This window comes from Vibrio sp. CUB2 (assembly GCF_001557945.1).
GTDB lineage: Bacteria > Pseudomonadota > Gammaproteobacteria > Enterobacterales > Vibrionaceae > Vibrio > Vibrio owensii.
This window is the reverse complement of the sequence record NZ_LNRB01000006.1, coordinates 38940-53481: the sequence shown is the minus strand read 5'-3', so window position 1 is coordinate 53481 and position 14542 is coordinate 38940. Positions and strand designations below refer to the sequence as shown.

Annotated in this window: 13 protein-coding genes; 4 read left to right on the top strand and 9 right to left on the bottom strand. The window is 45.4% G+C overall.

Annotation, left to right across the window (positions count from 1 at the left end):
- Window positions 1-20: 20 nt before the first annotated feature.
- Both fadJ and fadI read right to left on the bottom strand, forming a co-directional pair.
- The gene (fadJ, locus tag ATB78_RS11325) at window positions 21-2135 is read right to left on the bottom strand and encodes a fatty acid oxidation complex subunit alpha FadJ (RefSeq protein ID WP_061008712.1); all 2115 of its coding nucleotides are present in this window, start codon (window positions 2133-2135) and stop codon (window positions 21-23) included.
- Window positions 2135-3442 (bottom strand): acetyl-CoA C-acyltransferase FadI, encoded by a 1308-nt coding sequence (gene fadI / locus ATB78_RS11320; RefSeq protein WP_005433092.1) that lies wholly within the window; start codon window positions 3440-3442, stop codon window positions 2135-2137. The genes fadJ and fadI overlap by 1 nt, the downstream gene beginning before the upstream one ends.
- 596 nt (window positions 3443-4038) lie before the next feature.
- On the opposite strand from fadI, the gene ATB78_RS11315 reads away from it, so the two are divergent.
- The 4 genes from ATB78_RS11315 to ATB78_RS11300 all read left to right on the top strand — a co-directional run bounded on the left by ATB78_RS11315 (window position 4039) and on the right by ATB78_RS11300 (window position 8543).
- On the top strand, window positions 4039-4632 hold the full coding sequence (locus tag ATB78_RS11315; RefSeq protein ID WP_078608327.1) for a sigma-70 family RNA polymerase sigma factor: 594 nt from the start codon (window positions 4039-4041) through the stop codon (window positions 4630-4632).
- Entirely contained in the window at window positions 4625-5359 is a 735-nt protein-coding gene (locus tag ATB78_RS11310; RefSeq protein ID WP_020197091.1) for a DUF3379 domain-containing protein, read from the top strand. Before ATB78_RS11315 ends, ATB78_RS11310 begins: the two co-directional genes overlap by 8 nt.
- 298 nt (window positions 5360-5657) lie before the next feature.
- Entirely contained in the window at window positions 5658-6953 is a 1296-nt protein-coding gene (locus ATB78_RS11305) for an outer membrane protein transport protein (protein ID WP_045480627.1), read from the top strand.
- A gap of 309 nt (window positions 6954-7262) precedes the next feature.
- Window positions 7263-8543: an outer membrane protein transport protein gene (locus ATB78_RS11300; RefSeq protein WP_061008711.1), complete on the top strand. Its 1281-nt coding sequence runs from the start codon at window positions 7263-7265 to the stop codon at window positions 8541-8543.
- 93 nt (window positions 8544-8636) lie between these two features.
- On the opposite strand, the gene ATB78_RS11295 is transcribed toward ATB78_RS11300, so the two are convergent.
- From ATB78_RS11295 to ccmD, 7 genes are all read right to left on the bottom strand, one after another.
- Entirely contained in the window at window positions 8637-9416 is a 780-nt protein-coding gene (locus ATB78_RS11295; RefSeq protein ID WP_009707358.1) for a VacJ family lipoprotein, read from the bottom strand.
- 198 nt (window positions 9417-9614) lie between these two features.
- Window positions 9615-10832, bottom strand: a complete 1218-nt coding sequence (gene ccmI / locus ATB78_RS11290) for a c-type cytochrome biogenesis protein CcmI (RefSeq protein WP_005438757.1) — start codon at window positions 10830-10832, stop codon at window positions 9615-9617.
- Entirely contained in the window at window positions 10832-11317 is a 486-nt protein-coding gene (locus ATB78_RS11285; protein WP_005433110.1) for a cytochrome c-type biogenesis protein, read from the bottom strand. The genes ccmI and ATB78_RS11285 overlap by 1 nt, the downstream gene beginning before the upstream one ends.
- The gene (locus tag ATB78_RS11280; RefSeq protein WP_005433114.1) at window positions 11314-11868 is read right to left on the bottom strand and encodes a DsbE family thiol:disulfide interchange protein; all 555 of its coding nucleotides are present in this window, start codon (window positions 11866-11868) and stop codon (window positions 11314-11316) included. The genes ATB78_RS11285 and ATB78_RS11280 overlap by 4 nt, the downstream gene beginning before the upstream one ends.
- A 3-nt stretch (window positions 11869-11871) precedes the next feature.
- Window positions 11872-13854 (bottom strand): heme lyase CcmF/NrfE family subunit, encoded by a 1983-nt coding sequence (locus tag ATB78_RS11275; RefSeq protein WP_038896122.1) that lies wholly within the window; start codon window positions 13852-13854, stop codon window positions 11872-11874.
- Window positions 13851-14336, bottom strand: coding sequence for a cytochrome c maturation protein CcmE (ccmE, locus tag ATB78_RS11270; protein WP_005438749.1), 486 nt, complete (start codon window positions 14334-14336; stop codon window positions 13851-13853). The genes ATB78_RS11275 and ccmE overlap by 4 nt, the downstream gene beginning before the upstream one ends.
- Window positions 14333-14539, bottom strand: coding sequence for a heme exporter protein CcmD (gene ccmD / locus ATB78_RS11265; RefSeq protein ID WP_005433154.1), 207 nt, complete (start codon window positions 14537-14539; stop codon window positions 14333-14335). The genes ccmE and ccmD overlap by 4 nt, the downstream gene beginning before the upstream one ends.
- Window positions 14540-14542 lie beyond the last annotated feature (3 nt).

Genomic DNA, 14542 nt, shown 5'->3' with positions numbered 1-14542 from the left:
TCTCTTTTTAGCGCTAGTCGTTAATCGTAGAAGTTACGACCTTCACCAGCGCGAGTGAGTAAGCCATCACACGGCGCGTAACGATCGCCGTATTTCGATGCAAACTCGTTCATTTTCTCAACCAGCTCTTTCAAACCGAATTGGTCCATGTAACGGAATGGACCTCCTAGGAATGGTGGGAAGCCAATACCAAAGATTGCACCGATATCACCATCGCGTGGAGAACGGATAATACCGTCGTCTAAACAGCGAACCGCTTCGTTGAGCATCGGCAGTACACAACGCAATGCAATGTCGTTGTCGCTCAGCTTGGATTCTGGCGTCAGGTTCAATAGCTTGTACACGGACTTATCGACTTCTTTCTTCTTACCTTTGTAGGTGTAGAAGCCTTTACCACTCTTACGACCTTTACGACCGTCATTCAGTAGTGTGTCGAATACGTCTGGACCTTTAAATCGTTCGCCCAATTCGTTAACCAAGATCGGCATGATCTTAGCACCGATATCCACACCGACTTCGTCCAACAAGGTGATAGGACCTACTGGGAAACCGAAGTCGAGCAGCGCTCCATCAAGCTGTTCGATCGGCTCATTTGCTAGCAAGATGTGTGCAGCTTCGTTCATGTAAGGCGCAAGAATGCGGTTTACATAGAAGCCCGCTTTATCTTTCACTACGATTGGTGTCTTGCCCTGCTTCTTCGCTAGTGCAACAACAGTAGAAATGGTCTCTTCTGACGTAGTTTCATGAGGAATCACTTCCACCAGTGGCATTTTCTCTACTGGGCTGAAGTAATGCAGACCGACGATGTTTTCTGGACGCTCTGCTTTTTCTGCAATTTTGTGAATTGGTAACGAAGACGTGTTAGTCGCAAAGATGGTCTCTGGTTTTGCGTTCGCTTCAATATCTGCAACCATCGTCTGTTTAAGGTCAAGATCTTCAAACACCGCTTCAATAACCACATCAATATGATTGAAGCTTGTGAAGTCAATGCCACCAGACAGTTGCAGCATCTTCGATTGCAGGCCCGCTTTAGAGATAATGCGGCGCTTGCGCTGCTTTTCGAACAACTTGTAGTTGTAGTTCAACGCGTTAAGCACGCCATCATTGCTGACGTCTTTAATACGTACTGGCACTTTCGCCTTCGCAACAGAAACATGGCTGATGCCTGCCCCCATTAGACCACCACCCAACACGCCAACTCTGTTGACAGTTGCAGGCTCGGCTTCCGCACCGTTTTCTTTCTTCATTTCAGTAGTAGCAAAGAAAATAGAACGCAATGCTTTTGATTCTGAGCTCATCACCAATTCGCCAAAGCGCTTCGCTTCAAACTCTTGACCTTGAGCAAAGCCTTTTTCAAGACCGTGCTGAATGACTTCGAGAATCGCAACTGTTGCTGGGTAGTTACCACGGGTCTTCTCATTGGTTTTCTTCGCGGCTTGCTCAAACACAAACTTACGACCTAAACCGCTGCCCGACATCAACTTCTCTTTTGTTGATTGCTTCTTGTTACCTTTGTTCTTCCCTTTTTCGATAAGCTGCTTCGCTACATCAAGAAGGATCGTCTCCGGTACACACGCATCAACAACGCCTAGTTTTTTCGCCTTCTTGGCACGCAGTTGTTTGCCAGTAAGGATGAGGTCTAGCGAAGGCAACAGACCAATCAAACGAGGAAGGCGCTGAGTACCACCAGAACCAGGCAACAAACCAAGTTGCACTTCTGGCAAACCAAGACGCGTTTTATCAGAATCGGTACACACGCGGTAATCACACGCTAGCGCAAGCTCTAAACCGCCACCTAGACATGGGCCGTGAATCGCAGCAACAACCGGATAAGGCAGATCAGACAACTGCTGGAATAACTCTTGACCTTGCTTAGCCAATGCTTCCGCTTCACTCGCTGTTGTGCACGCTTCAAGCATACGAACGTCAGCACCAGCAACAAAGTTATCTGGTTTTAGGGAATGAATGATCATCCCTTTCACGCCGCTGGTGTCTTTTAGTTGAGCGAAAATCTCTTTCATCTCATCTGCAAACGCCGCTTGCAACGTGTTCATTTTCTCGTTTGGCACATCGATGGCTAGCCAAGCAATGTTCTGCTCATCAATCTTTAGACTAAATGCTTTTTGCTCGCTCATTACTCAACCTCCAAAATCATTGCTGCACCAAGGCCACCTGCGGCACATGCGGTATTCAACGCAAGACCACCGCCACGACGTTTAAGCTCACGCAGCGTTTGCGTCATCATACGTGCGCCAGTTGCGGCAAATGGGTGACCGTAGGCAATGGAACCGCCAAGGACGTTGAACTTATCCATGTCGATTTCACCTATCGCTTTCGAGCGACCTAGGTTTTCTTGGGCAAATTTATCAGAAGCAAACATCTTTACGTTCGCCAATGCTTGAGCAGCAAAGGCTTCGTGCATATCGATAAGCGTCAGATCTGAAAGTTCTAGACCTGTGTTCTCCAACACTTTTGCTGTCGCGTATGTTGGTCCCATTAGCATGTCCATTTCCACACCAATGGCTGAGAATGCATAACCGCGAATGTAGCCAAGTATTTCCATACCAAGCTCTTTCGCTTTGCCTTCACGCATTAGCATCACTGCCGCACCACCATCGGTTAATGGCGTACTGTTCGCGGCTGTTACGCTGCCGTATTGACGGTCGAAAGCCGGACGCAGTTTCGCGTAGCCCTCTAATGTCGAGTCATGACGAATGTTGTTATCTTCAGAGATCCACTTTTTGTAAGGTTCTGGGAAAGCGGTCATCACTTCATCTTGAATTTTGCCGTCTTTCCAAGCTTGCGAAGCTAGAGAGTGAGAACGGTGCGCCAAAGCATCTTGCTCTGCACGAGTAATGCCATGTGACTTCGCCATTTGCTCGGCAGTTTGCCCCATTGAAAGACCCGTCGAGTACTCAGCTACCGCTGGCGGTACTGGCATTAAATCTTTAAAGCTGAGTTTTTTAAGAATGTTGAGCTTTTGACCCAGCGTTTTGGTTTTGCTTAGCGCAAGCAAGTTCGCGGCAAGTTTCTTAGAAACACCAATAGGTAGAACAGATGAAGAGTCCGCACCACCCGCGATACCAACATCAATGCTGCCCGCCATAATGCTCTCAGCAACGTTGACTGCAGCTTGGAAGCTGGTCGCACACGCGCGAGTAACGCTGTAAGCGTCAGTGTGGATGTGCATTCCTGTACCAAGCACAATTTCACGTGCAATGTTTGGCGCTTCTGGCATTTGAACGACTTGTCCAAATACCACTTGTTCGATGAGTTTCGGATCGATGTCTGTGCGAGCAAGCATTTCGCTCACTACCATTTTGCCTAAATCGACCGCTGGCACCTGGCTGAACTCAGTGCTTTGACGAGCAAAGGGGGTTCGTAGCCCTGCGACAATAGCAACACGTTCACCGTGGCGTGTTTTCACTTCCTGCTTGCCCATTGTTTCTCCTTAAATACAAGAGGTCTGACCTGGTGCATTGTAATCAGTTTGTTAAATTTATCAAACATGCGTTTAAATAAACGTGAAGCGAGTAGATCTATTGCTCTAGTTCATTGATTCTTAGGCGATTAAGAATGATTAACTATAGTGAGTAAAACAGCGGAGAAGTGTGCGGAAGGTAAAATTGAAGCAAAAAAAAACCACACAAAACTGTGTGGTCGGAATATCTATAAAACAATTAACATACGCCAATTGTAAAATTAATCAGTTTCCTGATTAGGAGAAAGTAAAGTCAGCCTTCAAAAGGAAGTGTCATCTTGCTCAACATGTTAGTCGTCAATGACTAACTAGATGACAAGATGTACTATAGCCCCTTCACTGCGCGAGATTTTGAAATAGATCAATTTTATGGCGATTTTACGGGTTCCCACCGTATCAAAGTTCGAATAACTTCAAATCGCCCCAAAAAAGGTGTAGGAAAGTACCCCATTAAAACGATATAGAATAAATTATCATCACTTCAAATAAGTGCTTGATCGTAGAAGAAGTATATTGTGCTGCTGCTAAACTACATACAGATGTAGTCAAATCGAACTATGACCTCACAGAGCAAGACGGAGGCTCCTGTGGCAATATTTAAAATGTTTGGAAAGAAAAATTCCAACAGTCCGGTCAACTCTGATATGGACAGACAAAGAAAATACGAAGCTCTTGTTCGGGGCTATCACAGAGACTTGTATCGCTACGCTTACTGGTTGTGCAAGGATAAGGCGGTTGCAGAAGATTTGGTTCAAGAAACCTGTCTGCGTGCATGGAAGTCGCTGGATAGTCTTCAAGATGAAAAGGCTGCAAAATCTTGGCTTATTACCATATTAAGACGAGAAAACGCACGCCGCTTCGAGCGTAAACAATTTGATTTGGTTGATATCGATGACTACGGCAATGATGCTAAAGTCAGCGATGACCCACATCATCAACAGGAATGGCTGCAAGCTCAGATCATGAAGCTCGACGTCGAATACCGTGAACCTTTATTTCTTCAAGTTGTAGGCGGTTTCAGTGGAGAAGAAATCGGTGACATTCTTGATTTAAACAAGAACACAGTAATGACGCGCCTATTCCGTGCCCGTAATCAATTAAAAGAGATGTTGGATTCTCAAGATACTCAGAGAGGACAAAAAAATGGATGATTTAGAATTTCGTCGTCGTATTTTGTCGGATCCAAAACAGAAGGATGAAGAGATTCTGCAAGCTTTAGCTGAGAACGACGCTAACAGCAAGTTTGTTGATGACGTTTTGGATCTCGACCTTAAAATCAAGCAAGCCATGAATGTGGATGTGCCTGAAGACCTTGCCGACAAAATTCTGTTTAGCCAAACGTCAAACGCGCTAGATGACGACAAAGTGGTAAGACCGAATTTTGCTCGTAAAGCGATGGCACTGGCGGCATCGGTTGCGTTTACTGCTGGTCTACTTGTAGGTCAAATCAACTGGGGCAATGTTATTGTTTCTCCAGCGCAAGCAAGCCTAGCTGACACCGCAATGAAGCACGTCGTGGCAGAGAAAGAGTTCGTTAACCAATTAGACGAGAATGTTTCTAATAGGCAAGTAAATGCCAAGATGATGCCTTTCCATTATCAGATCAATGGCGACTTCCCTTACCACGTCTACTACCTGAATCATTGTGGCTTTGGTGAATCGAACAATGCCCTTCACATGGTCTTCCAAGGAAAAGAAGGCAAAGTAACCATGTTTGTTACTGACGTGAAGAGTGATCAGAAAGTCGACTTTGATAAAGATGGTATGAGCGGCGTTGTGAAACCAGTAGGTAAAGCAAGCATGATTCTTGTTGGTAACAGCGGTGAAGACGTTGAAGCCATCGCAGCGAAACTCGCTCCTATGATGGAACCAATGTAAGAACTTCATCGAAACCACAATACTAAACAGTAAAAAGCCGCTAAATTTCGAAATTTAGCGGCTTTTTGTTTATAAATTTAAAGCAAAACATTCACCCCGCCTATTGAGTTTAGAGTCAAAACTCTAAATTATGCACTTTAGGTGCAATTTCCCGACATTTAGACATCATTTCTGCAATTTTTATTCAAATTTATCCAATGGTCGGATTTGTATGGTCCACTCTTAATACTACTATCTGCGCCACTGAGCAAAAGCTCAACTTATCGTCCAAAGAGACGAAACTAATAAGGAATAAATAATGACTCAGAATACGCGTCTGTTTAAAAAGACTCTCCTAGCAGTGACGGTTGCAATGGCATCTGGTCAAGCAATGGCAGCTGGTTTCCAGCTAAACGCACAATCAGCGACTGGTATCGGTCGTGCATTCGCAGGTGATGCAGTAATTGCAGATAACGCATCTGTAATGGCTCGTAACCCAGCAGCAATGGCTCTATTTGACAAAATGGAACTGTCGCTAGGTTTTGAAACGATCACTACTGATATCACTGCAAAAAATATGAGCTACAACGGCTCAGCTGCTGAATCTTACGATGATGCAGGCGGCACATCGGTAGCACCTAACATCCACCTCATTGTCCCTGTTAATGAAAAGTTTGCTTGGGGTGTAAACGCATACTCTAACTTCGGTACTAAAACTGAATTCTCGAACAGCCTATCTTGGTCTGAATACGGCGGCCTTACTGATGTAAAAAGTGTAAACGTTGGTGTGGCAGGTTCTTACCGTCTAAACGACCAATGGAGCTTTGGTGCTGGCCTAGACCTAATTTACGGTGCAGGTAAACTGAAACGTAGTGCAGGTACGGGACTGTGTGCTTTCCCTACCCCTATGGGTTGTGCGGGTGGTGAAATTCCACAAGGTACGTCTTTGCTAAATGCTGATGCAACAGGTTTTGGCGTTGGCTTTAACGTGGGTACTGTCTTTGAACTAGACGAGAACAACCGTTTCGGTCTTTCTTACCGTTACAGCCCAGAGATCGAAGCTGAAGGCGACGTTCAATATCTAACAAATTCAGACAGCAACGGTAAGCTACACATGCCTTTGCCAGACATTGCTGAGTTCTCTGGTTACCACAAAATTACAGATACTAAGTTTGCGGTACACTACAGCGTTCAATACATCGGTTGGAAGGCATTTGATAAACTGGATGCAACAATCAATGGTACGACTCAAACTCTGAACGAGTACAACTGGCAAGACGGTTGGCACTACTCTATTGGTGGTACGTACTACATGAACTCTGATTGGACGCTACGCGCTGGCTACATGTACGATACAAGCGCACAAGATAAGACAACTTCTATCTCTGTACCGGATTCAGATCGTCAATGGTTCTCTGTGGGTACCACTTACCACATCGACAAAGAATCTAACATTGATGTCGGCTTCACTTACCTAGTTGGTAAAGACGTAGATGTAAACGAAGTTACTGGTTCAACAGTCCCTGTCATTGGTGATGTAACTCTATCGCAAGTATCTGGTACAACACGTGCGGACGCGATTCTATTCGGCTTACAGTACAGCCGCAGCTTCTAAGCATTACGCGACAAGCTAATATAAGTACTCTCTATATAAAAGGCTGGAATTCCAGCCTTTTTTCTTATCTATTGTTTTCCATTCACCGAGATTGGGCGCACACGTGTAATCAAAAGCCATAATTATGACTCACAGGTGTTCGCTGAATTTTTTTCACACAGCCGTTACAGTTAGATAGATCATCTACATATCTTTATATAAATAGATTATAGGACTAAAAACACTGTTTTATTGGCTTTTCATTTTTAAAGTAATAACTCTAGTCGTAAACTTTCGCTCCACGTTATAAATAACTCAGCGAACATTACAATGAAAACCAACAAGACTCTCCTATCAACAGCAGTGGCATTCGGCCTACTTAGTACTTCAGGCGTTGCAAACGCAGCAGGTTTCCAACTTGCAGAATACTCTGCGACAGGTCTAGGTCGTGCATACGCTGGTGAAGCAGCAATGGCTGATAACGCAAGTGCACAATGGCGTAACCCAGCAATGCTAACTTACCTAGAAGGCACACAAGTGTCTGTTGGCGCTATTTATGTAAACCCTAACATTGATGTAGAAGGCAATGTAGATTTCTATGGTAAGGATATCCCTGCATCTTCAGACGACTTCGCTCACGATGCGATCATTCCAAACTTCTACCTTTCTCACCAATACAACGAGAAGTTTGCGCTTGGTTTAGCATTTGGTACTAACTACGGTATGGAAACAGATCTAGGTAAAGACTTTGGTGCGTCTCATTTTGGTAACGAAGCAAGCGTAACAACGATGGAAGCAAACCTAAACGCGGCTTACAAACTAAATGATGCTTTAAGCATTGGTGGTGGTATTCGCTACATCATAGGTGAAGGTAGCTTTGGTGCGACAGCTCCAAAAGTAAATGCCCTAAAATTGCCTCAAGGCACCACTTTAAAATATATGGAGGGCGATGATACGACATGGGGTTGGCAAGTTGGTACAGCTTGGCAGGTTAACCAAGATAACCGTATTGGTTTCACCTATAAATCAGAAGTTGATCTAAAGCTAGAGGGTTACGCAGAAGGTCTGGGCTTTGGCCTAGCATCTCGTGATAACGGCTACATGAACCTAAGTTTGCCTGCAACAGCAGAATTGGCGAGTTTCCACAAACTAACTGACCAATTGGCATTGCATGCAAGCATCAACTGGACCGATTGGAGCTCTTTTGAAAAGCTTGAAGCCCATATGGAAACTGCTGGTACCCAAATGGTTAAAGTTGAAAACTGGGAAGATAACTACCGCTTTGCTATCGGTGCAACTTACCAGCTTCAGCCTAAGCTAGCACTTCGCACAGGTATTGCGTACGACACTTCTGCTGTGAGCGACAAGAACCGTACTATCACTATTCCAGAAACCGACCGTACATGGTTAAGCATTGGTGCAACTTACGATTGGACTAAAGACTTCAGCTTAGATGCTGGCTTTACTTACATTATCGCGAAAGATGCGCCTATCACCGAGTCTCGCGGTTACGAGTCTGACGACAAAGCGGAAGATATTGGCGGTAAATTTGTTGGTGAAACAACAGGTAACGTATGGCTAATCGGTGTTCAAGCGAACTACACGTTCTAATCTGAACGCTATTTATCGATAAAAGAAAGTGACCGATAAAAAGAAAGGCTTGGTGAAAACCAAGCCTTTTTGTTTTGCTATTTGCTGAAGCGATTAGAAGTCTTCTTCTAAGTACTCGTCCAAGTATGCTTCTTCGTCTTCATCCACTTCATCAACATTGTTGATTTCCGCTTTGAAATCTTGACGCTGTAAGTAGACATCACGTGTTAGCACATATGGATCTGGAGATGCTTCAAGCTGTGCTTCTTGTGGAACCAATAGCGCACGTTTCTCCATGCCCTCTAGTGCCCACTTACCAAGACCAGCCCAGAAGTTAAGGTAAGACAAGGGTACATACATACCATCTACAGTATCTGTCACTTCACGTAGCGTATATGGACCATAACCAGGAATCATAAAGTATGGGCCGTTACCAACGCCATAGTGTCCGACTACGCTGCTGAATTCTTTGTTGTCGTACTTAGTAATACCTGCGGCCGTTGCAATATCGAACAAACCGAAAATACCGAACGTGGAGTTAATCCAAAAACGGTTAAAGTGATCAACGGCTTTAGTGCCATTACCCATAACAAGGTTGTTTACCACACTTGCTGGCTCATCTAAGTTTGCTAAGAAATTAGCAATACCAGAACGAACCGGCACTGGTGTGTAATCCACGTACGCAAGAGAGATCGGACGAACCAAATACGGGTCTAAGTAATCGTAGTTGATGTCCCACATTGCGCGGTTGAAGCCTTCTAATGGATCATAAGCATCAGAAGTCGTTTGATTAGTTTCGTTTTCTTCAGTTACTGCCTCCTCGGGCGCACTTGAACAGCCAACCAGTCCAACTGCGAACAGTAACAAGAAGATGGATTTACCCTTGTTATACATTCTTCGTTCCATAACGACTATTAATATACCTAAGCAACCTTTTGATATAAGTACGGAAAGCACCGAAAGAAAAGTCACTTGGGTATATAAATAAAGGCCAGCAATCGCTGGCCTTTTTCATTCTACTCGATAGTTGCTAGTCATACCACAAAACAGAGATGACAATCACTAAGTGTCAAATATCAGAGACGATTATGCTTATTGATACTGCTTATCGATCATCACTTCAACTGGCTGACCGAAATCAACCACGGCGCTCTCACCGTGCCAATCTTGGTCGCGAGTCGCCACGTTGCCATCAGAGTCGACACGAACGCGAACCATCAGCTTCTCTAGAGAAGAAAGCTTCTGTCCGTCCATCATCGCATTACCATCATCCAGTACCACTGTACGAGGGAATGTACCTAATGGGTAGCGAGCTGCTGCAACTGGCATCGGAGAACCGTCTGCACGGTGGATTGAAACGATCAATACCGCGTTTGGATCCAACTGAGCTTCTGGCGCAACGTTAATTGTCACCGCCACACTCTTGTCTGGAGAAACCGCTTCGCCCATTTGCTTGCGCGCGCTTTCGATACTGCGGCCTAGCATTTCGTAGCGGCTGTCTTCTGGACCAATCATTTGCTGCATGATCCCCCAGTATTTAATTGCCGCCGGGAAGTCTTGACGCTCAAATGCATCAAACGCTAGTAGCGAGAATACACGTAGATCAACGTAATCCTGCTGCATCAGTTTACCAAGCAGAGAACGAGCCGTTGCTTGATCCATCTCGTCTTGAGAAAGCATCAGTGCCTGTGCATAACCAAGTTGAACATCTGGGTCTTTTGGCTCTAGCTTGTACGCTTTTTCCATCGCATCGATAGAAGTCGTCACGTCACGGTTAGCCAAAGCGATACGACCTAGTAGCAACCAACCCGTTGAATCTTCAGGCTGGTAATGCAGACGAGTACGCAGTGCTAAAGATAGGTCAGCCATTTCATCTTCACTCAAAGGTTCAGATGACGCAGACATTAGCTTTTTAGAAAGCTCTGGTAGGTTCTCGTTGACTTCTTGCCACTTGATCACATCTTGAGATGCACCAAATTTGTAGTATAAACCGTAGCTTAAAACTACTGTCAGAATGACTGACGGGATTAAGACTGCAATAGGAGAAACCTTGGTTTCTTTTTGCGCTTTATCACCCGGAATATCGTCAAGTAGAGACTGCTTTAGATCTGAAATCAGATCGTCTTCGCTTTCCACCAGACCTTCGTCTGTTTCTTCAGCAAGCTCAGATAGACGGTCTTTATAGAACGCCTTGTTTAGCTCATCACGTAACACTTCATCGTTGTTGGCTTTTTGCTTTAGCAGTGGCAATGCAATCAATGCGCATGCCACAAGCGTAAGAACAACGGTTGAAACCCAAAATAGTGTCATTATTTCTTATCTCCGTTGTTCTCTTCATCAAGTAATGATTTGAGGCGCGCTTCTTTCTCTTCGTCCCATTGCTCATTGCTTGCTTGAACTGCTTTTGCTTTGGATTTACGGCTACGTAGCACAATCAAACCAAAACCGCCTAATACCACTGCTAGTGGGCCTAGCCACAAAATTGCAGTCGCAAAGGTAAACGGAGGATTGTAAGTTACGAAGTTACCGTAACGAGCAATCATGTAGTCTACGATCTCATCCTTCGACTTACCTTCTTTGGTCATTTCGTACACCTTGTGGCGTAGGTCTTGAGCCAATTCCGCATTCGAATCTGAGATAGTGTTGTTCTGACATTTTGGACAACGCAGAGTATGGCCTAGCTCTTTGAACTGCTGCTCTTGCTCTAGGTTATCAAACTCATAAACTTCAATCGCTGCGTGGGCAGCAAGAGAGAATGTCATTGCAGCCAATGCCGCTAAGATAAACTTTCTCATTGCTTCGCCTCCTCAACCAACTTGGTGTAAAGCGGCTCTAGTTTTTCCGCCCAGTTGCGAGGGTTTACGTCACCTACATGGCGGTAACGAATCACGCCATTTGCATCGATGATAAATGTTTCGGGAGCGCCGTATACGCCAAGGTCTAGACCTAGCATGCCGCTGCCATCAAATAAGCTGATTAGGTATGGGTTGCCTAGGTCGTTTAGCCAACCCACTGCTTTGTTGCGATCATCTTTGTAGTTCATACCGATGATCTTCACACCTTTACCAGCAAGCTCGTTTAGGTATTTATGCTCTGCATAACACGTTGGACACCAAGTCGCCCAAACGTTAAGTAGCAAAGGCTCACCTTTGAAGATCGATTGATCGTATTGCTTGCCCGGCTCCGCCAAATCTTCCAGATGGAACTCAGGTACAGGCTTACCTACTAGTACTGATTCCAATTTTGTTGGATCGTCACCCTCTTGGTTACGAACCAACTGAGTTGCGAAGATACCCGCCAGTACCATGAACGCCACCAACGGGATAAATAGGACTTTCTTATTCATTTCTTATGCCTCCTTCTCCGCTAGCTTTGACTTTTCGTCTTTCTTAGCCGTTTTGCGGAAGCGGTAACGTCTATCAGAAATAGCAAGCGCACCACCTAAAGACATGATCAATGAACCAGCCCAGATCCAACGAACGAATGGTTTGTAGTAAATACGTACTGCCCAAGAACGGTTGTCATCTAGACGCTCACCCATTGCAATGTATAGGTCGCGAGTGATGCCACGGTCGATAGCCGCTTCTGTCATCATTGACTTCGCCGTACGGTAGAAACGTTTTTCAGCGTGTAGCGTGTTCACGTACTTACCGTCATTGGTGATTTCAAAGTCCGCGATGTAACCATCGTAGTTTGGACCGTCTTTGTCACGTAGACCTGAGAAGTAGAAATCGTAACCGTAAATCTTGAAGTGCTCACCTGGCGCCAAACGCACGTCACGTTCGATGCTGTAGTTTTGCACCATCGCAATACCAATCACAGTAACGGCTAGACCGATGTGACCAAGCATCATTGCCCAGTGGCTACGTTGAAGTTTACGAACACCTTCACCAAAGCTGTGACGGTGAGTAGCACGCTCGTACAACTCAAAACCATGCATTGCAATGATCCAGATTGCCATTACCCAACCGATGTAAGCCATCGCTGAGAAGAAGTCTGCGAACAGGAATACGCACACTGCACCTAGTGTGAAAGCAAGCACACCAGAAACAACCATTGGCTTAATAAGCTTAGATAGATTGTCGCGCTTCCAACGAATCATAGGACCAATACCCAATAGGAAGGCGAACGGCATCATCAGCCATGCGAACAGCATGTCGAAGAATGGTGCACCGATAGATACTGAACCAAGACCAATTTGCTTGTGAACCAATGGCAACAAGGTACCAACCAATACGACGACTAGCGCAGCAATCAGAAGCACGTTGTTAGCAAGCAGCGCGTTCTCACGCGACACCAAATCGAAATTACCACGTACGCGAACCGCTGCCCCTTTCACTGCGAATAGTAGGAGTGAGCCACCGATTACGAAGACTAGGAAACCTAAGATAAACATACCGCGTGATGGATCAGACGCGAACGCGTGCACCGATACCAAGATACCGGAACGAACCAAGAAGGTACCCAATAAACTTAGTGAGAATGCCGAGATCGCCAGTAGTACTGTCCAAGCTTTAAATGTACCGCGTTTTTCGGTTACCGCTAGAGAGTGCATCAGCGCTGTACCCGCTAGCCAAGGCATGAATGATGCGTTTTCTACTGGATCCCAGAACCACCAGCCACCCCAGCCAAGTTCATAGTAAGCCCACCAAGAACCTAGTGCGATACCTAGCGTTAGGAATACCCAAGCTGCGGTTGTCCAAGGGCGAGACCAACGAGCCCAAGCCGTATCAAGACGACCAGTCATCAAAGACGCAATTGCAAACGAGAATGCAACCGAGAAGCCTACGTAACCCATGTAAAGCATAGGTGGGTGAACGATCAAACCCGGGTCTTGAAGAAGAGGGTTCAAGTCACGTCCATCGACCGGGAAGAACGGCAACGTGCGTAGGAATGGGTTCGAAGTCAGGATGATAAACAGTAGGAAGCCCACTGAGATCATGCCCATTACCGCAAGTACACGTGCAACCGATTCTTGTGGCATGCCACGACTGAAAGTAGCAACCGCTACTGTCCATGCTGCTTGGATAAGTACCCAAAGCAATAATGAACCTTCGTGCGCACCCCAAACCGCAGTTAGACGGTAGTACCAAGGTAATTGACTGTTTGAGTTACTTGCTACGTATTGCAACGTAAAGTCGTTGGTGTAGAAACCCCAACACAGAATAACGAAAGAGAAAAACAGCATGATGAACATCGACCACGAAAGCGGTCGTGCTGTGTTCATCAGCATGGTGTTGTTGTTTGATGCACCCCATAGCGGCAATACGCTGAGCAACAATGCCATTGCTAGCGAGAGTATGAGGGCAAAGTGACCGATTTCAGCAATCATTGGCCGCTTCCTTGTTTTTGTTCAGTTGTGTACTGCAAAGGCTCATGAGTCTTCTTCATTGCTTCTGCAATCTCAGGTGGCATGTATTCTTCATCGTGTTTTGCCAACACTTCAAAAGCTTTTACGGTTGTTGCATCTTCAAGAACACCTTGAGCAACGATACCTTGACCTTCACGGAATAAGTCAGGAAGGATACCTTCATAAACGATGGTCACTTCAGGACCGACATCGTGCAGTTCAAAGCTTACTTTTAAAGATTCAGGATCACGACGAACTGAACCTTCAACGACCATACCACCAATGCGTAGACGCTGGCCTACCTCAGGCTTTGTGCCATCTGGCTTACCGTTTACCAATTCCGTCGGCGTGTAGAATAGATCCATGTTTTGGTTCAGTGCGTAAAGCATCAAACCGATGGTTGCACTAATACCGATAAAGATCGCTAAAACAATGCCTAGCCTCTTTTTACGTCTCGGGTTCATAACGTGTTCTCCATATTCTTCGCCGCGTCGATACGCGCTTGACGATCAATTTTCGCTTTCACTTCTTTTAACAACGCATCCCCACGGCGGATACTCGAAATCAAAAGAATGAGCATAGATAAGAAAGTAATACCAAACGCGCTCCATACGTAACCTGCGTAGCCACCCATGGCAAATAGTTCGCTCAGAGAATCAAAATGCATTAT

Coding starts and splice junctions, on each gene's coding strand:
- ccmE (WP_005438749.1), bottom strand. CDS start 14,336: ATGAACCCGAGACGTAAAAAGAGGCTAGGCATTGTTTTAGCGATCTTT.
- ccmD (WP_005433154.1), bottom strand. CDS start 14,539: ATGCATTTTGATTCTCTGAGCGAACTATTTGCCATGGGTGGCTACGCA.
- ATB78_RS11275 (WP_038896122.1), bottom strand. CDS start 13,854: ATGATTGCTGAAATCGGTCACTTTGCCCTCATACTCTCGCTAGCAATG.
- ATB78_RS11285 (WP_005433110.1), bottom strand. CDS start 11,317: ATGAGAAAGTTTATCTTAGCGGCATTGGCTGCAATGACATTCTCTCTT.
- ATB78_RS11315 (WP_078608327.1), top strand. CDS start 4,039: ATGACCTCACAGAGCAAGACGGAGGCTCCTGTGGCAATATTTAAAATG.
- ATB78_RS11280 (WP_005433114.1), bottom strand. CDS start 11,868: ATGAATAAGAAAGTCCTATTTATCCCGTTGGTGGCGTTCATGGTACTG.
- ATB78_RS11300 (WP_061008711.1), top strand. CDS start 7,263: ATGAAAACCAACAAGACTCTCCTATCAACAGCAGTGGCATTCGGCCTA.
- fadJ (WP_061008712.1), bottom strand. CDS start 2,135: ATGAGCGAGCAAAAAGCATTTAGTCTAAAGATTGATGAGCAGAACATT.
- ATB78_RS11295 (WP_009707358.1), bottom strand. CDS start 9,416: ATGTATAACAAGGGTAAATCCATCTTCTTGTTACTGTTCGCAGTTGGA.
- ccmI (WP_005438757.1), bottom strand. CDS start 10,832: ATGACACTATTTTGGGTTTCAACCGTTGTTCTTACGCTTGTGGCATGC.
- fadI (WP_005433092.1), bottom strand. CDS start 3,442: ATGGGCAAGCAGGAAGTGAAAACACGCCACGGTGAACGTGTTGCTATT.
- ATB78_RS11305 (WP_045480627.1), top strand. CDS start 5,658: ATGACTCAGAATACGCGTCTGTTTAAAAAGACTCTCCTAGCAGTGACG.
- ATB78_RS11310 (WP_020197091.1), top strand. CDS start 4,625: ATGGATGATTTAGAATTTCGTCGTCGTATTTTGTCGGATCCAAAACAG.